The following is a 20210-nucleotide window of genomic DNA, read 5'->3' as shown; positions in this document are numbered from 1 at the left end:
CACCTCTTAATTTTTATAGATTACTCTGCTCCCATAGCTTTTCTAACTGTATCATATAGACCCTTTGACCATCCAAATTTCTCTTCTAATTTATAGAAAGGCTCTGCAGCTTTTTTAAATTCAGCTTTTGTTTTTTCAGGTAAGTCAGTTACAGTTACACCTTCATCTTTCATTTGTTGAAGATATTCAGCTTCTGCATCTGCTTGTAAACCATTGTTGTAAAGTCCTGCTTCTTCTCCTGTTGAAACTAATAAGTCTTGTTGTTCTTTAGTTAAACTGTTGAAGAAATCTGCACTACATACCCAAGTAGTAAAGTTTTTAACGTGACCATCCAATAATAAATATTTTGCAACTTCGTGTAGTTTTCTTCCATACAAAGTAGCTATTGGGTTTTCTGCTCCATCTATAGCTTTTGTTTGTAATGATTGATAAACTTCACCTAAGTCCATACCTGTAGATGTTGCACCTAAAGTATCAAAACCTATTGATTGTATTTCATTACCTGGAACACGGATTTTTAATCCTTTTAAATCCTCTGGCTTTTCAACTTTTTTTGTAGTTAAAGTATGTCTGTCTCCGTACATCCAGTTAGAAGCAAGTATTTTCAAACCTTTTTCTTCTAATAAACTACTTTGCTTTTTGTACCAATCACTTTCAATTAAAGTCCAACATTGCTCCCAATTATCAAATAAGAAAGGTCCAAATAATATTCCCATGTCTTTTACTCCATAGTCAGCATAAAATGCTCCATCTGCCAATGTTATTACTGGTTCACCAATAAGCATTGTATCTATAAGCTCACTCTTTGAACCTAATTGGCTATCTGGGAATAGCTCAATTTTTAAACTTCCGTCACCTTTTTCTTCTACTAACTCTTGCCATTTTTCTAAGGCTTGTCCTATTGGCTCACTTATGGAGTTTTCGAAACCTATTTGTACTGTCATAGGATTTTCTTTTGACGGGGCAGGACGTTCATATTTTGAACAGCCTGCTAAACTTGTAATTCCTAGTGTTGCTGATAAAATAACTGCTAATAATTTTTTGATTTTCATCAGTATCTTCCCCCTATTTTATAAAGTCTAGAATTCTATTAGCACCTTTAACATTGAAGCTCCGTTGTTTGCGAAATCTTCAAATGCTTTTCCTGCCTCTTCAAACTTATATGTATTAGTAACAATCTTGTCTAAATCAAATTTTCCTTCTTTAACTATATCTATTAACCCTAAAAAATCTTTTTTAAGAGCATTTCTTGATCCAAAGACATTTAGTTCTTTCTTTTGTATAAGTGTAAAATTAAAATCTAAATTTTGTTTTCCTACTCCGATTAATACTACTCTCGCCCCAAATGCTGCAGCATCTATACAATTTTGGAATGTTGATGGAAGACCAACTGCTTCTATAGTAACGTCAAATCCGTTTCCATTTGTAATCTCATTTACTTGTTTTTCAAAACTTTCAGTACTTTCATTTAATATCATACCATCTAATTGAAATTCTTTGTACGCATATTCTAGTTTTTGTTTAGAAACATCACTTATATAAACTTTTGCTCCCAAAGCTTTTGCTGCTACTGCTGCAAGAACACCTATTGTACCAGCTCCCATTACTAATACTGTATCCCCATCTTTAACATTCGCTCTTGATACACCGTGGTAACTTATGCAAAATGGTTCAATTAATGCTAATGTTTTTGGAGAAAGACCTTTTCCGTCATATACTCTTTCAATTGGCATTGTTATATATTCACAAAATGCGCCGTCTCTTTGGCAACCCATTGTTTCATTAGTTGTACAACAGTTTACTAAACCTTTTTCACATGAATAGCATGTAGTACAGTTAAAGTATGGGTTACAAGTAATAATCATTCCTTTTTCTAATCCTCTATCATTCTTTCCTATTTCAACTATTTCAGCAGAAAATTCATGGCCTGGTATTCTTGGGTAAGAAGAATAAGCAAAAGTTCCTTTGTAAGTTCCTAAATCACTTCCACATATTCCTCCATAAAGTAATTTTAAAAGAACTTCACCATCTTTTACTTTTGGCATTTCTATTTCTTTTATTTCTACTTCACCTGGCTTATTGATTAATATACTTTTCATTCTCCATCATTCCCCTTTGTTTGTATTCAATATTGTATTTAATGTTGTATACATCATAGCATGGTCATGAAAACGGTGTCAACACTTTTTATTTTTTATTCTTTTAATTTGACTATTGTTATCATAGGTGATATTCTTATCTATAACTTACAAATTAATATTATATAAGGAGGTCCAATGGCAAAACTAAGTCTTAAACAAAAAGCTTATAATTCCATTAAAGATAAGATCTTAAAGTGTGAATATATGCCTAATTCTTTCTTAAATGAAGATTTGCTATGTGAAGAATTTAAAGTTAGTAGAACTCCAATAAGAGATGCATTAAGTAGATTAGAACAAGAACATTTAATTAAAATACTACCTAAAAAAGGTTTCTTTGTTGCTCCCCTTTCTATTGGAGAAATCAACTTAACCTTTGAAACTAGAACACTTCTAGAAACTTATGCCATAAGCAATCATTGTTCTAATCTTAATAGTGATACTATAGATTCATTATATGAAAATATTAAAGAGGCTAAAGAATGTATTAAAAATAATAATCAGGAAGAGCTTTTCAGGCTAGACGATGAGTTTCATAGAATTATTTTAAATCAATGTAACAACTATTATTTAATTGATACTTATAGTAGGGTTCATAATCAAAACTGTCGTCTAAGGGTACTTAGTGGATTACATGATGATAAACGTCTTTGTTCTACTATAGATGAACATATGGAAATACTAGCTTTCCTAGCTAAAGGTGATGTAACTTCTGCAGAAGAAGCTATGAAAGTCCACTTAAATAATGCAAAGGCTTCTTCTTTCCAAGCATTTATAGAGGGTAACTCTTCACTTTAAAATGTTAATCTATGATAATATTCATAGATTAACATTTTTTATTTTCAATATGATTCATTTTTCATTGAATTTTAAAGTTTTTTTATTTATTTGCATTTTGTTGTATACAACAAGAAATACATCTGTTATTATAAAGATAATTAAGTTTGGGAGGTAATGTTTGACATGAAAAAAATAAATGAAACAATAGAGAAAAGATATAATAAATATCCAGAAAAAATACTTCAATTTGGTGAAGGTAACTTTTTAAGAGCTTTTACTGATTGGATGATAAATAAAGGCAATAAAGAAAACGTTTATCAGGGTAGTATAGTATTATGCCAGCCTATCGCTCCTGGTTTAGCAAACCTTATAAATGATCAAGAAGGTTTATACACTCTTGCCATGAGAGGAATAGAAAATGGTCAGGCTGTAGAAAAAATAGAACAAATCACATCTGTATCTAGATGTATAAATCCATATGAAGATTACAATGCGTTATTGGATATAGCTAGAAGTGCTGATTTAGAAGTAGTAATATCTAACACTACAGAAGCAGGAATTTCTTATAAAGAAGGAGACAAATTAACTGACGCTCCTCCATCTTCTTTCCCTGCAAAAATAACTGCTCTTCTTTTTGAAAGGTACAAAGCATTTAATGGTGCAGGTGACAAAGGTTTATTATTCTTACCAGTTGAGTTAATTGATAACAACGGCGCAGAACTTAAAAGAATAGTTCTTCAATATGCTAATGAGTGGAAACTTGGTGAAGAATTTATAAACTGGATAGAAACTGCTAACGAGTTTACCTCCACTTTAGTAGATAGAATAGTTACAGGATATCCAAAGGATCAATTAGATTATTTTGAAGAAAAATTGGGATACAAGGACAACTTAATAGTAACTAGTGAATTGTTCAATTTATGGGTAATTGAAGGAAAGAAAGAATGGTCTGAAATACTTCCAATTCACAAAACTGATGCTAATGTTATTTGGACTGAAGATGTTACTCCATATAAAAAGAGAAAAGTTAGAATCTTAAACGGTGCTCATACTTCTACTGTTTTGGCTGCTTATTTAGCTGGACATGATATAGTTCTTGATTTTATGAATGACGAAATTTTCAAAAACTACTTAAATAAATTAATGTTTAATGAAATAATACCTACACTAGATCTTCCTAAAGAAGAATTAGAATCTTTTGCTTGTGATGTAATAGATAGATTTGCTAATCCATACATAAAACATAGATTATTAGATATATCATTAAACTCCGCATCTAAATTCAATGCAAGATGTCTTCCATCTTTACTTGAATATATAGATGAAAAAAATCAAATTCCAACACATTTAACATTTTCTTTAGCTGCATTTATGAAGTTCTACCAAGGTAAATTAGTTGAAGGACAATATGTGGGAGCTAGATTTGACGGTACTATTTATGCTATAAAAGACGACTCTGAAGTTATAAAATTCTTTGCAAATACTTGGGCAAAAGGTAGTGCTGCTGATGTTGCTCATGACGTATTATCTAACACTGCTTTATGGAGCGGAAAAGATCTAACTAAAGTTGATGGACTTGAAGAGGCTGTTGCTAAACATTTAATAAATATGGAAACTACCAATATGAAGGACTTAGTTGCTTCTTTATAAAAATGAATGGGGAGAATTATCATGAAGGAAAATAAGAACTTAATCATAATATCACAAAATGATAATGTAGCTGTTGCTCTTGCTGACTTAAAAGCAAAAGAAACTTACACAGTAAACAATCTGACTGTCACTCTTTTAGAAGACATTCCCTTTGGTCACAAAGTTGCTTTATGTGATATAAATGAAAATGACAATATAATAAAATATGGCCATCCAATAGGTCATGCAAAATGCAATATTTCAAAAGGAAATCATATACATACTCATAATCTAAAAACAAATTTAGATGGAGTTTTAGATTATAAATACAATAAAAACGAAGAAATTTTAGCTAAATTCAACCATAATAAGAAAGAAGCTTTCTTTGATGGTTATGTTAGATCCAATGGTAAAGTAGGTATTCGTAACGAAGTTTGGATAATCCCTACTGTTGGATGTGTTAACACTACTGCTAAAATATTAGAAAAAAAAGCAAATGAAAAATTCAGTAATAAGATAGACGGTGTATTTGCATATACTCACAATATGGGTTGTAGTCAGTTAGGCGATGATCACGCTACAACGCAACAAATTTTAAAAGGTTTAATCAACAACCCTAATGCAGGAGCTGTTCTTGTACTTAGTCTTGGTTGCGAAAACAACAACTTAGATGAATTTAAACCTGTACTTGGTGACTACGACGAAAATAGAATTAAATTCTTAGTTACTCAAGATGTGGAAGATGAATATGAAGTAGCTATGGAAATTTTAGATGAATTAGTTGAATATGCATCTTCTATGAAGCGTGAAAAAGTATCTGCTGAGCATTTAGTACTTGGATTCAAATGCGGTGGATCTGATGCATTTTCTGGGATAACTGCAAATGCTTTATGTGGTTGCATAAACGACACTTTAGTCAATCATGGTGGAAGTACTATTCTTACAGAAGTTCCTGAAATGTTTGGTGCTGAAACAATTTTAATGGAAAGAGCTGTAACAAAAGAAATATTTGATGATACTGTGAGCTTAATAAACGATTTTAAAGGTTATTTTACAAAATATGACCAAACTATATATGAAAATCCATCTCCAGGAAATAAAAAAGGTGGTATCTCTTCTTTAGAGGAAAAATCACTAGGCTGTACTCAAAAGGGTGGTCAGGCTCCTGTTGTTGGTGTGGTAAATTACGGTGAATCTGTTAAAAATAAAGGACTTAATTTACTTATAGGTCCTGGAAATGACCAAGTTTCTTGTACCAACTTAGTTGCAAGTGGTGCTCAAATGGTGCTATTTACAACAGGTCGTGGAAACCCATTTGGTTCTCCAGTTCCTACTATTAAGATATCTTCTAATAGTAATTTATACAATAAGAAAAAGCATTGGATTGACTACAATGCTGGACAACTACTTGAAGGAAAAACTTTTGATGAAGTTACTGAGGACTTCTTCCAGTATCTACTAGATGTAGCTTCTGGAAAAGTTCAAACTAGAAATGAAGAATACGGATACAAGGAAATCTCCATATTTAGGGATGGTGTTATTTTATAAATTTCCTTTCACTCAATTATAAAACCGACTCAACTGAGTCGGTTTTCTTTTTACAATAAATCTTTTTAATCTAAACAGGTTATTTTGTTATTAATAATTATTTGCTAGATAAATTATCCTTTTCAACCTTTTTAACATCATATTTAGCTATTGATGCTTTTGCAGAACTTCTATTTGATTGAGATTGCATTTTTAAAACAGAATTAACTACTACCTGTGCTGAATTTTTCAACCACTTAGGATTTATAGTTTCTACTTTATCTCCTTTTGTATGATAATATTCATCTAATTTGCCAGATTCATCTAATGTGTATCCTATAAATGTAGATGGTATACCTACTGCTTCAAATGATGCATGGTCACTTGATGTGCTATGTAAATCCTTAGTAGTAGACATATCTAAACATCCCAATTCACTTGCAACTTTCTTAGCTAAGTCAGTTACCTCATGGCTTGTAGATTCGTTGGAATTCCACATTACCATATTATTACCTACACCAACCATGTCTAAGTTAATCATAGCTTTAACTTTATTTACTCTTCCAGAATCTTGTAAACTCTTAACATATTCTTTTGAACCTACAAGACCTATTTCTTCAGCGCCAAAGTTTACAAACTCAATATTATATTTTAATTGGCTAGCTATTTCCGGTCTAGATAATACTCTTGCAGCTTCTAGTATTGAAACTGTTCCTGAACCATTATCATTTGCACCTGGAGTTTGGACACAGTCCATATGAGCTCCTATTACTATTGTTTGGGCTGTTCTTGAATTATTAGCTGCTGGTAGAGAAGCCACTACGTTGTAAGAGTGACTATTTCTTTCTACTAATGTTTTCACTTCCATAGAAACCTTTACTGCTTTTTCATTTGCTAATTTAGCTGCCAATTCTTCTCCATCTGCTTTTGATATAGAAGTGGATGCAGCTCTTTTTGATTGATAATCACCTAAAGTTCCGTTTAAAGGTCCTTCAGCATTATTATAAATAATAACACCTACTGCTCCTTTAGCTGTTGCATTATCTATTTTTTCAGCAAAAGATATCTCTCCTCTTTTTATAAGAGCTACTTTGCCTTTTACATCTCCTATTTGATCAGCTTTTCCTAAACCACAATCTACTAGCTCACTTTCAATTACACCACTAGTTGAATTAGAATAAGTAAATGTTTTTGAATCTAATTCTTTATCTCCAACTTTTACAGTTGATCCTTCAGACATAAATCCATCTATTCCATTTATTATTTGTTTTCTTGCTTTTAATCCCATATCTTTATATTGACCTACTATGTAATCTGCTGCATCATGCTCCCCTTCAAATCCAGTAACTCTAGCGTTGTCTTTACTTGCCATAGCATTTAAATCTTTCATCATATTTTCTGTACTTACCAAATCTTCATGATCAGTATCTACAGTTTCATATATTGCAGAACCTATTAATTTTATAGTTCTTTCAAGTCTTTCTTTACTTGCATGTTCTGTATGGTCTGTTGGTTTATGATAGTATGGCTCTAAAGCTGTTCTTGGATCATCTAATTTTTCTGGATCACCATTTATAAATAATGCTGATGGTATACCCGCATTGTCAAAAGAAACGTGATCTGAAGATCCCATGGCAACCAAACCACCATCCTTATATGTTTCATGATTACCATCATAACTTGTAAAATCAGTAGTGTTATCTTTTAGTCTTTCTCCGGCTTCTTTAACTGCATCTGTAACTATATTACCTTTACCTTGGTTTGTATATACTGCTAATTCTGAACATGGTTCATAGTTAGTTGCAACCATATCTAAATTAAAGTTTCCTATGCTTCTTTCTAACTCATCTTTAGTTAATGATTTTACATAAGCTGCAGATCCTTTTAGACCCACTTCTTCTGATCCACAAGCTATAAATCTTATTTCTTTATCTGTATCTAAGTCTTTTATTGCATTTGCTATTTCAATCATAGATGCTACACCAGAAGCATTATCATTTGCTCCAGGAGCTTTTGGAACACTGTCATAGTGAGCACTTACATAAACAATATCATCAGTATTAGCACTATCATTTCCTCTTGCAGCTTGTTTTGCAACAACATTCCAAGAAGTAGTAGTTTCCGGTTTCCCAACTTCTAGAGAAATTGTTACTTTTTCCCCTGAATTTAATTTTTCAACTATGGACAATCCTGCTGTTTTTTCTATTCCTACAGCTGGCACAGATACATCCCCAACTTGTCCAGTAGAAATTCCAGATGTATTATTATACATTATAAGAGCCACAGCACCTGAATTTGCCGCATTTTCAACTTTTTCTACAAAAGTATATGTTCCTCTTTCAACGATAGCTATTTTCCCCTTAACATCTACCTTTGAAAAATCATCCTTACTTCCTAATCCGCAGTATACAACTTCACTATTTATTACACCATCTGTAGCTTTAGAGCCTGTAAATGCTGCTGATTGCATTACTTTATCTTCATATTTCAAAGTTGAAGTACCTTTACCTGATGCATATTTAAATTCTTGTATTTCTGTGTTATAGCCTAGATTATCAAATTGTTTTTTAATATATTTAGCGGCTTGGTACTCCTCGTTTGTACCAGCAATTCTTGGACCTATGTTATCTGATAACTCTCTAATATAATCAAATGCTCTACTTCCATCAATCTTACTTAAATACTGTTGTTGCTCTTTGCAAATAAGCTTTCCTTCTAAAGCCTTTGTAGTCATTGTAGCATAGGCCATTCCTGGCGCCGTTGACATAAATATTGTTAATGCCAAAGAACCCGATAAAACTTTTTTATTTAATTTGAACAATATAATACCCCCTAATCAATTTATTAAAAAATTCGCTTCGCTTGAGCGACGTGTCGGCGAAACACTTCATGTCGCCAACGAGATGCCTTCGCTATCACTTCAGGCAACGACCTTGCTCAAAAATACATTTTTTACACTTTCTAAATGAGTTGATATAACTTCATCCCAGAGTTTATCAAGAACGTAAATTCAACTATAATTCCTAACATGTAAAAAACATATAAAAATTACATACTCTCTTTATTGATATATCTATTGTTTAATTATTTTCGATTTTTTTGTCTTGTTTGTCTTGTACATCTTCTTCTTGTTCATTTGATTTTTCTTCAAGTATTTTTATATATTTTTCTTTCTCATCCAATTCATTTTTAAGTTCTTCTATTTGTTTTGTAGAGTTAGTATACAAACAATTGTATTTTTTTAATATGTCATCTCTATTTTCTTTCATAAGTTCATACTTTTTTATAACACCATCAAAATTATTATAAATGCGACTTATATTATCAAACCTAAAGGTTTCATAAGTATAACAAATAGCGCCAACAGATATGGTGCCTCCTACTAAACTTGCTATAATTTTTTGCTTTATCATAAAGCTCCCCCCTTAAGTTATAGATTTGATACTAAGTCTTACTTTTAATGGTTCTTAATCTAAAGTTTGTAAACTATCCACATCAACCATTTCATTATCTATTGACTCTAATCTTTCTGATGTATAATCTTTTAATCCACCTACAGCTTCATTGGCTTTTTTTACTTCTCCATTAGCTTCTTCTAATGCTTTTTCCGTATCACTCAAATTTTTATTAGTATCATTTAATTGACCTTTTAGTTCTGATAATTCACCTTTTAATTCTGTTAATTGCTCATGTTTAGCTTCTAGCATTTCATCGTATTTTACTAATTCATTATCTAACCATTCTATTTCTGATTCAGCATCTGCTAATTCCGCCTGTAATTTTGCTATTTTATTTTTTAATTCTTTATTTTGAGATTCTAGTTGTCCTATTGTAGTATTTTTTAACCTTTCTATTTCTGCTTCTAACTCTGCTTTCTTAGCTTCTAATTCTGCCTTTTGAGCTTCTACATTTGCTTTCTTTTCTTCCAATTGTGCTATTTTTGATTTTGCATCATTGTATAGCTCATTGTATTTTGCAACTAACTTATCTTCATTATCTTTGTATTTTTGCTCCATTGATTGAACATTTGACTTTACTTGCGAAGATGCTTGTCCATCAAATTTTTCAACTGCTATCACTATTCCCCCCGCTATTACTGTTACTAATAACCCTGTCACAACTTTTGACATTGCCATAATAAAATCCTCCTTCTTATCCTTTAAATTTATCGTAAGGTAAAATTTTTAATGTATTACAAAATTATAATACATATCAAATTGCTTATATATAAGTTTATTGTAAGAATATTCGGAAATCAATTATTTTCGTTCTTTTTTTCCCAACATTATCCATTAAATATCGATATGTACATGTAATAAAAAGCCATATAATGAAAAAAGCAGAATCATTCTTTCTAAAAATGATTCTGTTTCGTATTTATTTAATGGCTATTATTCAATTAATTTGTATTCTTTAAGCAAATCTATTCTTCTGTTACCTACTTCTATAGTCTCCTTCGCCGTAGCCCCTAGGCTAGATAAACTACCTCTTTCTTTTGAATAAGTTAGAATTCGACTTCCCCATGCCACTGGTAGTAATACTGGATATTTTTCTAAATATTTGTATCTTCCTTTTAAGTTTTCTGCTTTTGGAAAGATTGCTGCTATATTGGACTTTATTTTTGATTTTGATTCTTTGTTTAGAGCATCAAGGGATATATTGGCTGCATTTAGTCTTGCTTGGGTGCTTGTTCCGTATATTCCACCTTCCATTATGTCTTCTATCAAATCATCTACATTTAAATAATAAGTATTTTTATTTTTTGCATAAACTACCTTGTTTTCATCTAACCCTAAGTAATCTATAGCAATTTGAAGTAAATTAACTAACAAGGTGTCATATCCCATTTTGTTAATTTCAAACCATATATAATCCCAATTTATAATTTCATAATATTTATTTATATACATGGATATATCACAAATCTGTCTAATTCCCGTACCACATGAGACAAAATGCTTAATTGCATGACATATTATGTATAAAAAATGTTTGTCTATAGAAAATATGTGTACATCTACATTGTTTATATTTATTTTATCTACATCTTGAAAAACAGTACTAAATACTTCTTCCATTTTTTTATTTATGTCTGATTTATCACCAAATAAAGTAGTATGAAACTCTAGGTGAAGACCACTTTTATTACAAAAATAATGATAAACATCTGCTTCATCTTCATCAGAAAAAACTCTCTCCATATTGTTAAGTTCCAAAATTTTTATAGTTTTTTCCAGATCTTTTTTTTCAATTAGTAAATCCTCATCTGCAGATATTCGTTCCTCTGGTACAGGGTATAGCTCTCTTAATACAATTCCCTTAAATACTAATGCTTTTATATTTGCTTGATTTAACTCCCTATATAATTGTAAAAATCTATAACTTCTTTTTACTTGACTATAAATTATTTCCATGGATTCAGCTTTGAAGTATTTCACAAATTGTATGTTTTCATTTTGAAATGATTGAGTTTTGCAAGCTGACTCATATGTAAGAGGAATAATTTTATGTATAGATGATAATCTTAATATTTCTAACCAATCTATATCTTCTTCTATAACGACTGTTTCTTTTTCTAAACTAGATCTTAATAATTTAAAAAAATCTTTGTATATTTTCTTCATATTTCTCCTTTTTAAAGGGGGTAACATTTTTGTGCACCCCTTTACCCCGTGTTAGTTTTTGTTTTAGCGTTTTACTAGAATAAACTATTTACTAAAAGTCTATAGCCATTGCACTAGACTCCTCTTCACAAAGTTGTGTAATAGTTTTATCCATAACTCTATAAACTCTTTGACTCAGGTTTAAAACACTAGGTCTATGAGTAGTAACTATACAAGTTTTATTAGGCTTTTGTTGAATAATATTTTTTAGAACTTTTCTTTCTGTAGTTATATCTAAGGCAGATGTAGCTTCATCTAGCAACAGTATGGGTGCATCTCTAAGAACTGCCCTGGCTATGGAAATACGCTGAGCTTGTCCTTCTGAAAGGCCCAACCCTCTAGGACCTACTGTACTATTTATACCCTCAGGCAGTTTTTCAACAAATTCGTAAGCACAAGCTATTTTTAAAGCTTCTATTATTTCTTCATCAGTTGCATCTTCTTTAACCATTCTTAGGTTTTCTGATATGCTTCCAGAGAATATGGTATTTCCCTGTGGCACATAGGAGAAAAATTTCCTTGTGGATGCATTTAACTCTACTTTTTTCCCATCCTTATCTATCATAACTGCTTCACCTGAATCTGGCAAAATCAGTCCTAAAAACATACGAATTAAAGTAGTTTTTCCTTCTCCAGAAGGGCCTACTATGGCTACTATTTCATTTCTATGAGCTTCAAAATATGATGAATTAATAACTTTCTGATCTTCTACATAGGAAAAATCTACATCTTTTAATTTTATAGAGAATCCATCATTGCTAACGTTTCTAAGTTCCTCACTATCTCCAATATTTCTATTTTCCTTTGGTAAATTTATTATTTCCATAAGACGAGCTGCAGATATGGTAGAGCCTACTGTTGATGGAATTATTGATACTAAAGAGCTGAAAGAAGACGATAACCGCCCTGCTTGAGTTAAGAACAAGGTCATTTCTCCATAGGTAATATACCCTGTCCATAATCTGTATACAGCCCAACCAAAGAAGGAATATTCAATTACCATTCCTATTAATGACAATACCACATTGGTTTTTATACTAAATAAGTTATATTCCAAATTTACATCTTTATATCTAGATTGAAAATTTCTAAGTCTTGTAGAAAATAATGATGTTAAATCGAAGGACTTTATAGAATCTACATTTGAAAAAGTCTCTGTTTGAAAATGCGTAACTTCACTGTTCATTTCTTTAACGTTTTTTGTGTAATCTCTCATTCTAGACATTAATACCTTAGAAGACAAAAGCATTACTGGAGCATTAAGAGCAGTCAACACCATCATAGTAGGGTCGTAGTACATAATTACGGCAAGGGTGGCTACAAAGTTAAATACACCTACAACTAAATCTGGAACCCATCCAATAGCACTTTGTGCTACGGTGCCCACATCATTACTAAATCTATTTAATATATCTCCACTTGGATATTTTGAAAGGTCTAACCAATTAACTTCAATTATTTTATCAAAAATATCTGCCTGGATATCATTTTGTATTCTTATATTTATTTTCAGTGTAATACGAGACATGATAGAGTCAAAAAACAAGCTAAACAGTGCCATACCTATCATAATTATGGCTATCAGTGGCGCTCCTTTTATATTGTGTCCTGTGACCACATCTATTAGCTCTTTTGATGCAATACTGCTTACTAAGGTCATTACTGTTGAAAAGACTCCTAAGAAAATATAAAAAACTATTTCTTTTTTATATTTTTTAGCATAACTAAACATCCACTTAAACTCTATCCACATCTGTCTAATAGTTCCATCTTTAATTTTCCCAATTATTATCTTGATTGACTCCATAGATATCAATCTTCCCCCCTAACAACTAACTTAATTCTACTCCTCAACAACTTAAGATCTTTATTATTTCTTCTGTTAATTTACATAAATACTCTGGTTTTTTACTTACACTTCCCGTCTCGCAATAAGCTGCTGCTGCACAAACTTGGCATACTTCTCTCTTATCACAATGTTTACAATCAGAAGATAAAAATATTTTTTTACTTTCTTCAACTATATAATTCCATGATTTTATAAATCCATTTTCAAAAACATCCATATATATATTGTCTAAAAATACACAAGGAGTCATATTTCCTTGCCAATTTATCCAAAAAGAACTTTTACCTGCTCTACAGCTCAAAGGTAGGGATTTAGGAGGTTTAGCGTTTTTACCATACTCATATCTATTTAAATACTCCCATCTATTTTTCATAAATGACTCTTCAGTTTCTGTATTGTATCTAATAAAAGTATCTATATTTGCTACTTTTTGTGGATCTATTCTATCATCATTATTAAAATCATTTTTAATTCCTTTAGTTTTTGGATACATGTACGTGTCTACCTTTATAGAAATTTCTAGATTATTAGCTATTTCCAACATCTTAGGCAGATCACTCATATTTTCTTTTACTAAACTCACATTTAGCTTAATATCTATATTTTTTTGTTTTAGTAGGTTTATTCCTCTAATTGTTTCATCATAGCCTTTAGGGTTATGACATAATTTTTTATAAGTCTCGTTACTTGCTCCATATAAAGTTACATTTACTCTGCGTGGCTTATTATTTGCTAACATATTGCATACCTCGTCATTAATTAAAGTCCCATTAGTATTTATAGTCACAATCATTCCCATTTCTCTCAGACCATTATAAATTTCTTCAAATTCTTTATACAGTAAGGGTTCTCCTCCGGTTAATAGTATAAAAAGTGTACCTGCATCTTTCATTTCTTTTGCAATTGATAACCATTCATCAGCAGTTCTAAGATATCCAATTTTATACATTTCTTCACTTGTTAATCGTATATAACACATACTACAGTTCATATTACAAAGAGGTAATAATTCAAAAGCTCCACTTAATGGAATATTAGCTAATGTTGCTTTGTAACATAATTTTTCTTCAATATTATTAATTACTTCTAATGTATCCATTCTTCATTCTCCTCCAAAAACTTTTCTAATACTTTTACTGCCTCTATATCTGGCGTACATGTTAATTCATATATTTTTATATTATCAACAATATTTTCGGCTAAAGAAATTGCCTTATTTACAAAATCTTTATTCCAATAATTTATAGTTATTTGACTTATTAATTTTTTTATTGCATATTTTCTTTCAAGGCGAACCACTGAATTTTCATTGCTTTTTCCTAAAAATACGATGGAACCTAGTTCATGTTTTTCATTTGTACAAATTTCTGAAGAACCACAAACAGGCCAGCCATTTACATACCAGTTTTTATCTTCTTTTACTAATAAAGCTCTATCTCCATTAATGATTCTAGTATTTCTATTTTTCTCCCATAATCTTGATTGTGTTGACTTGCCTATACCACTTGGCCCACTAAATAAAACTGCATAACCTTTATAAACCATGTATGAGCAGTGAAAAATAATTGATTCTTCTTTTATTAAATGTTTTTCTAAGGCAAATAAAGACCAAAACATTGTATCTATAGTAAAGCTATTTTTAAAATCCTTTATGATTTCTATACTTATTTTTTTGTCACTATCTTCCCTATAATAGGCATAAGGATAAAAGTTACCTGGTATCATCAAATATCTAGATTCAAAATTATGGTCATTTTTAGTAACTAGGATATGCTCTCTTTGACATACAATTGGCTCATTGTTGTATTTGATACTATCTACAAATTTAATTCTATAATATATATTTATTTCACTATCATTATCTTCAAATTTTTTTGCATTTATAGGTATATCCCATCTCTTATCATGGGATATTTTAAATGCTAATTTACCACATTTTATATTCATACTTACCTCAAAAAAAGGTAGGATTACCATCCCACCTTTGCCTTTTCTGTATATTTATTTTATTTTATGATGCATTTGGATTACTTTCCCACTGAGTGTCTGAAACCTTTGAGAAATGGTGTCCGCTATTACCATTCCCTTGAGTCCATTGGAATACACCATAAGCCGTCCCCTTGTTCTCTCCCCAAAAGTCAGTTGGTTGCCACATAGCATTCTCATGAGGTGCAGCATCTAAATGTACGCCTACATGCACTTTATTGCATCCTGTTCCTGAAGCTATTTTTGAACCATCATCTTTTTTTCTATACTTACCATCGCCATTTAAATCATTAAAACCATAACCTTTAGGTACATTACAGTATATTTTGTAACAAGCTGCTATATACTCATTGGCTTCGAACATATCTATGCTCATACTTGGCTTTGTATATTTTCTTCTCACACTATTCCCCCCATAATTTTTAATTATATTTAATACAACATAAAGAAATTTATATACATACCCCTATATAAAATTAATTTCTATATATTGTAAAATACCAACTCTAATTTACAATATAGTAAAATTTAATCAGCATTCAAAACTATCCCCATTTTTAAAAGCTGTTCAATAAACTCCCTAGTATCTTCTCTAGCTATATTTTCATCTACTTCAAATTCATCAAGAATCTTGCTAACTAATTCATCTTCATCTTTACATTCTTCAATTTTTTCTAAAATAAATGCTCCAACTTCATTTAGTGTTATCATCCCATTAAAATTTTGTGAAGCTTGTCCTGTTGCAACAAGAATAGTATCTCCTGCAATCTCTCTTATCATAAAATCCCCATTTATTTTCATTGTTTTTGCTCCTATGTTTTACTTATTCTTTTTGTGCAATCTTATTTTTATAATATATAATCCTATATTTTTATTGTGTACTTTTTACCATTTTTTGTCAACGATTATTATTAAGTTTTTAGTCTTATGAATAATTATAATTTTAATTCCTCAATAATACTTTTGTAGGCAGGCTAATACAAAAAAGAGCTTATTTCTAAGCTCTCTTCAATCTTCTCTTCACCACATCCGTAACAATCCTAATCTCATCAACCTTAAACAATATAACAAGACCACCATATACAGCAGTCGCCAAAGTAACAGCAATCATAAGCACAATAAACTCTGTCTTTCCTCCAGTATGAGTAAACCCTATCATATAATGATAAGAATAATAAGCCACAGCACCCATAATCAAAGATGCCACAAGACTTTTCACTGTAGCCTTTGCAATCTTATCTTGTCCATAGTATCCTATCTTCTTTCTCAAACTTCTAAACAACAACATAATACAAGCCAGTGAAGACAAGCTAGTGGCCAAAGTAAGGCCCGCAAGTCCCCAAAACTGAATAAACACCACATCCATAACCATGTTCATACCCATGGCAATTACACCATTTACCATTGGTGTCTTTGTGTCTTGCAAAGAGTAAAAAATCTTGCCCAGAACATCTCTTAGACCATAGGCAACCATTCCTACAGAATACATAGCCAAAGCCACTGCTGTTAAAGAAGTTCCCCTTGGGTCAAAAGCTCCTCTTTCAAAAAGTATCCTTACTATTGGAAGTGATAGAACCATAGTTCCTACAGTAATTGGCAAAACAAGTATTATGACACAGTTTATACTTTTTATAACAGATGAAATAAATCTCTCTTTGTTATCTTCCTTAGACAACTGTGACAAAATAGGATAAATCACAGATGAAATCGATGTTATAAATATGGCTATAACAAAGGATATCAGTTTATTTGAATAATTTAGTGCAGAAACTGTCCCTGCTGGCAATGTAGATGCCAAAGTTCTGTCTACCAAAGTATTCACCTGATTTACTGCCACACCGATTAGCACAGGTGCAATAAGCCAAGCCATCTTTTTAATATATTTATCTTTTATCTTAATAATTGGTACATATCTATATCCAGCCTTAATTGCATAAGGTACTTGAATTAAAAACTCACTTACCATTCCAAGCAAAGTCCCCCAAATCATTATATAAGGACCATACTTTATACTAAGTAAGGTTGCCACAATAATAATTACATTCTTTGGCACACTACTAAGTCCTGGCGTAATAAAATCATTTTTTATTTGTAAATAAGAAGTCATCACATAACTAAGGCCAGTAAATACAATTCCAAGAATAGTTATTCTAGTAAAATTAATAGCCACTTGCAATGCCTCTCCTTTGTATCCCATGGCAAATACGTTTACAATTTGCTCTGTAAACACAAACCCAAGAATAGAAAGAACTACACATCCTATTACAACTAAGTTAAACACATTATTTATAAATTTAAGAGAACCTTCTTCTCCTTCTTCTTTATGTACTTCCATATACATAGGTATAAGTACCGTTGCTAAAGTACTTCCGATTATTGCAAAAATAACCTGTGGTATATTCATGGCTGTTATATAGGCATCACTATATATGCCTGCTCCATACCCAGCAGCAAGAACTAATTCTCTACCAAATCCCAATATTTTTGCTATTATAGTTGCCACCATTAGTCCAAAAGTGGCTCTTGCCAATTTACTCATTGTTTTGCTCCTTTGTATTTTTATCACACATACCATTATAGTATCTTTTGTTAAAATTTAATACGATATTCTAACATTATTTCTTTATATTAATAAATTTTAATAATTCTAGTTTTTCATATAATTTTTTAGTGTCCTAGGAGCCTTTTCCTTGGTATTGCTTTATTATAGGGCGGTCGGCGAGATTTTTCTTGCCGTCCTTTTTATTTTAGTGACCAATTCTTATACTAAAAAATAGTATTTAATAAGTCTAAGAACTCTTACATAAGAAAAAAGTACACTAAAACATATAAAAGGACGTTAAAAGGACGCTAAAACTTAATTTTTAGCGTCCTTTTAATGTTTCAAATATATAATTAGCAAATCCTTATTAATTTTGGACATATATAACCTCTTATTCCACCTCTTTTGGTAAAGGTAGCACCATAAAACTCCATAACACTTTTCAATCCTTTTGTACTTTTCAAATTAAAATATCTGGCAATCTCACTGGAGCTTGTCCAACTCCAATCATCTTTTGGACTATTCCAATTAAACCCATCTTCCACCATGACTTGCACATGATTCATCGGTGTAAATTCATCATTACTTTCATTTAACATTTTCATCTCATCACTGGTTAAATAGTGAGCATATTTGTTACTACAAAGCAGATGCATCACTTGTCCCCACAATTGATTTACATCAATTTCTTCCAACTTTTCAAAATCTATTTTCTCCACTGGTATAACCCAATACCTTCTATTTCCTGTTTCATCCTTTAAAAAATCCCCTTGGTTAACTGTTGCATAAAATGAGGTCATCCTAGGGTATTTTAATGGAAAGGCTGCATATGGCCTTCTAAATTCATCTTCTTGCTCTGTTAAAAAAGCTTTTAATTTTGCCAAATCCTTTTTTAGGGTGGAGTCCAATTCACCCAACTCACATACCCAGTATTTTATACACTGATTTATTTTATCCTTGTCACTGGGATCCAAATCTAATCCTGTTTTTATATATAATGGAATTATTTTTTTAATAAACCTAGTTTTGCCCAGTCCTTGGCCTCCTTGCAAGGTTAGGACACCTTCAACGTTCATATTTCCTTCATTATTATAAACAATCCTAGCTGTATTAATTAACCACTTAATAATTAATATTCTTTTTAGCTTTTGGTTAAAGTTTTTCTTCGTTATTAAACAATCACATAACTTTTGAATATTATTATTTTTATTGTCATATATTTTTTCACAATCATCCAGATATTTTCTAACTGGATTTTGGTGATTGTCCATTCCTATTTTTGTAATAAACTCTACTATTTGTTTTGAAGTTAATTTAAATCCATATTTGTAACAAAGGGAATGTATATCTATAACACAATCATTTAAGTTGCTACTAAAAAGTCCATCAACTTCTATATTTTTAGAAATTTCATTGTAGTAAACTTCTATTTTGTTTGCTGAAAGTAAGCATGCTAAGTTTTCCCATACTTTTAGCAAATTGTTCTCCTTGTCCATAAAGGGAAAATCTATTTCGTAATTTGTACTTTCTTCTTTAAACTTCATATTTTCATAATCTGCCGCCAAATAATCAAGTCCTTTTGATCTTGCTTCTTTGATTTTATAATTATAGTAATTAATAGTTGCCTCTTTATTGTTGGTTATGTTTTTTGCTCTATAAAATCTATCATTATTTTTATTTTCTTGTTTATTATACTTTGATGATCTTGTGTTTGTAGGTAGCTGCAAATTCTTTCCCAAAATCTCGTAAGCCTTCTTCAGTGCAGGTATAAAATTAAGATTTTCAGTTTTCCTAATAAAAGTAATAATATCTCCACTTTCACCACAACCAAAACACTTATAAAAACTGCCACCAGAACTATTCTCTTTTACATATAAACTAGGATTTTTGTCATTATGAAAGGGGCATACCATTTTTTTGTTTTTTAGTTGGTTAGGATAATAATAATTTATTACAGTTACTAATTCGTTGTAAATGATACTATATAGATGTACATAAAATGGAATATAAAAATGTACAAAATTATACAAATTTCTGCTATCCTTATCCCGGGAGGGATAGCCATGATTTTAAATTTAATAGGACAAATTAATATA

16 protein-coding genes are annotated in these 20210 nt (G+C 30.9%); 3 read left to right on the top strand and 13 right to left on the bottom strand.

Annotation, left to right across the window (positions count from 1 at the left end):
* Positions 1 to 20: 20 nt before the first annotated feature.
* Entirely contained in the window at positions 21 to 1052 is a 1032-nt protein-coding gene (locus K0040_RS00090; RefSeq protein WP_228106950.1) for a C4-dicarboxylate TRAP transporter substrate-binding protein, read from the bottom strand.
* A 27-nt stretch (positions 1053 to 1079) separates the two neighbouring features.
* A complete protein-coding gene (locus K0040_RS00085) occupies positions 1080 to 2099 on the bottom strand; it encodes a zinc-binding alcohol dehydrogenase family protein (protein ID WP_228106949.1) in 1020 nt (339 codons plus the stop codon).
* A gap of 177 nt (positions 2100 to 2276) precedes the next feature.
* On the opposite strand from K0040_RS00085, the gene K0040_RS00080 reads away from it, so the two are divergent.
* The 3 genes from K0040_RS00080 to K0040_RS00070 all read left to right on the top strand — a co-directional run bounded on the left by K0040_RS00080 (position 2277) and on the right by K0040_RS00070 (position 6095).
* Positions 2277 to 2936: a GntR family transcriptional regulator gene (locus K0040_RS00080; protein WP_228106948.1), complete on the top strand. Its 660-nt coding sequence runs from the start codon at positions 2277 to 2279 to the stop codon at positions 2934 to 2936.
* Between the two features lie 165 nt (positions 2937 to 3101).
* Positions 3102 to 4568 (top strand): tagaturonate reductase, encoded by a 1467-nt coding sequence (locus K0040_RS00075; RefSeq protein WP_228106947.1) that lies wholly within the window; start codon positions 3102 to 3104, stop codon positions 4566 to 4568.
* 21 nt (positions 4569 to 4589) lie between these two features.
* Complete coding sequence (locus K0040_RS00070; protein WP_228106946.1) at positions 4590 to 6095, top strand: UxaA family hydrolase; 1506 nt, start codon at positions 4590 to 4592, stop codon at positions 6093 to 6095.
* A 97-nt stretch (positions 6096 to 6192) separates the two neighbouring features.
* Here K0040_RS00070 and K0040_RS20900 read toward each other — a convergent pair whose 3' ends face one another.
* The 11 genes from K0040_RS20900 to K0040_RS00005 all read right to left on the bottom strand — a co-directional run bounded on the left by K0040_RS20900 (position 6193) and on the right by K0040_RS00005 (position 20144).
* Positions 6193 to 8895, bottom strand: coding sequence for a DUF4910 domain-containing protein (locus K0040_RS20900; protein WP_272491572.1), 2703 nt, complete (start codon positions 8893 to 8895; stop codon positions 6193 to 6195).
* A 259-nt stretch (positions 8896 to 9154) separates the two neighbouring features.
* Positions 9155 to 9487 (bottom strand): V-type ATPase subunit a family protein, encoded by a 333-nt coding sequence (locus K0040_RS00050; protein ID WP_228106945.1) that lies wholly within the window; start codon positions 9485 to 9487, stop codon positions 9155 to 9157.
* 54 nt (positions 9488 to 9541) lie between these two features.
* Positions 9542 to 10210 (bottom strand): hypothetical protein, encoded by a 669-nt coding sequence (locus tag K0040_RS00045; RefSeq protein WP_228106944.1) that lies wholly within the window; start codon positions 10208 to 10210, stop codon positions 9542 to 9544.
* Between the two features lie 255 nt (positions 10211 to 10465).
* A complete protein-coding gene (locus K0040_RS00040; protein ID WP_228106943.1) occupies positions 10466 to 11698 on the bottom strand; it encodes a nucleotidyltransferase domain-containing protein in 1233 nt (410 codons plus the stop codon).
* 91 nt (positions 11699 to 11789) lie between these two features.
* Positions 11790 to 13544 carry an ABC transporter ATP-binding protein gene (locus K0040_RS00035; RefSeq protein ID WP_228106942.1) on the bottom strand — a complete coding sequence of 585 codons (1755 nt, stop codon included), beginning with the start codon at positions 13542 to 13544 and terminating at the stop codon, positions 11790 to 11792.
* 43 nt (positions 13545 to 13587) lie between these two features.
* Complete coding sequence (locus K0040_RS00030; protein ID WP_228106941.1) at positions 13588 to 14685, bottom strand: radical SAM protein; 1098 nt, start codon at positions 14683 to 14685, stop codon at positions 13588 to 13590.
* Positions 14673 to 15533, bottom strand: coding sequence for a hypothetical protein (locus K0040_RS00025; RefSeq protein WP_228106940.1), 861 nt, complete (start codon positions 15531 to 15533; stop codon positions 14673 to 14675). The genes K0040_RS00030 and K0040_RS00025 overlap by 13 nt, the downstream gene beginning before the upstream one ends.
* A gap of 64 nt (positions 15534 to 15597) precedes the next feature.
* Entirely contained in the window at positions 15598 to 15975 is a 378-nt protein-coding gene (locus K0040_RS00020) for a hypothetical protein (RefSeq protein WP_228106939.1), read from the bottom strand.
* Positions 15976 to 16100: 125 nt separating this feature from the next.
* Positions 16101 to 16373, bottom strand: a complete 273-nt coding sequence (locus tag K0040_RS00015) for a PqqD family protein (RefSeq protein WP_228106938.1) — start codon at positions 16371 to 16373, stop codon at positions 16101 to 16103.
* A 196-nt stretch (positions 16374 to 16569) separates the two neighbouring features.
* Positions 16570 to 18111 carry a murein biosynthesis integral membrane protein MurJ gene (gene murJ, locus K0040_RS00010; RefSeq protein ID WP_228106937.1) on the bottom strand — a complete coding sequence of 514 codons (1542 nt, stop codon included), beginning with the start codon at positions 18109 to 18111 and terminating at the stop codon, positions 16570 to 16572.
* A gap of 356 nt (positions 18112 to 18467) precedes the next feature.
* Entirely contained in the window at positions 18468 to 20144 is a 1677-nt protein-coding gene (locus tag K0040_RS00005; RefSeq protein WP_228106936.1) for a VapE domain-containing protein, read from the bottom strand.
* Positions 20145 to 20210: the final 66 nt, after the last annotated feature.

Source organism: Terrisporobacter petrolearius, assembly GCF_020748185.1.
Lineage (GTDB): Bacteria > Bacillota > Clostridia > Peptostreptococcales > Peptostreptococcaceae > Terrisporobacter > Terrisporobacter petrolearius.
This window is presented reverse-complemented; position numbering and strand designations above follow the sequence as displayed.

What these genes read in the sequence shown, in the direction of transcription:
- K0040_RS00090 (WP_228106950.1), bottom strand. Translation starts at nt 1,052, where the DNA reads ATGAAAATCAAAAAATTATTAGCAGTTATTTTATCAGCAACACTAGGA.
- K0040_RS00085 (WP_228106949.1), bottom strand. Translation starts at nt 2,099, where the DNA reads ATGAAAAGTATATTAATCAATAAGCCAGGTGAAGTAGAAATAAAAGAA.
- K0040_RS00080 (WP_228106948.1), top strand. Translation starts at nt 2,277, where the DNA reads ATGGCAAAACTAAGTCTTAAACAAAAAGCTTATAATTCCATTAAAGAT.
- K0040_RS00075 (WP_228106947.1), top strand. Translation starts at nt 3,102, where the DNA reads ATGAAAAAAATAAATGAAACAATAGAGAAAAGATATAATAAATATCCA.
- K0040_RS00070 (WP_228106946.1), top strand. Translation starts at nt 4,590, where the DNA reads ATGAAGGAAAATAAGAACTTAATCATAATATCACAAAATGATAATGTA.
- K0040_RS00050 (WP_228106945.1), bottom strand. Translation starts at nt 9,487, where the DNA reads ATGATAAAGCAAAAAATTATAGCAAGTTTAGTAGGAGGCACCATATCT.
- K0040_RS00045 (WP_228106944.1), bottom strand. Translation starts at nt 10,210, where the DNA reads ATGGCAATGTCAAAAGTTGTGACAGGGTTATTAGTAACAGTAATAGCG.
- K0040_RS00040 (WP_228106943.1), bottom strand. Translation starts at nt 11,698, where the DNA reads ATGAAGAAAATATACAAAGATTTTTTTAAATTATTAAGATCTAGTTTA.
- K0040_RS00035 (WP_228106942.1), bottom strand. Translation starts at nt 13,544, where the DNA reads ATGGAGTCAATCAAGATAATAATTGGGAAAATTAAAGATGGAACTATT.
- K0040_RS00030 (WP_228106941.1), bottom strand. Translation starts at nt 14,685, where the DNA reads ATGGATACATTAGAAGTAATTAATAATATTGAAGAAAAATTATGTTAC.
- K0040_RS00025 (WP_228106940.1), bottom strand. Translation starts at nt 15,533, where the DNA reads ATGAATATAAAATGTGGTAAATTAGCATTTAAAATATCCCATGATAAG.
- K0040_RS00015 (WP_228106938.1), bottom strand. Translation starts at nt 16,373, where the DNA reads ATGAAAATAAATGGGGATTTTATGATAAGAGAGATTGCAGGAGATACT.
- murJ (WP_228106937.1), bottom strand. Translation starts at nt 18,111, where the DNA reads ATGAGTAAATTGGCAAGAGCCACTTTTGGACTAATGGTGGCAACTATA.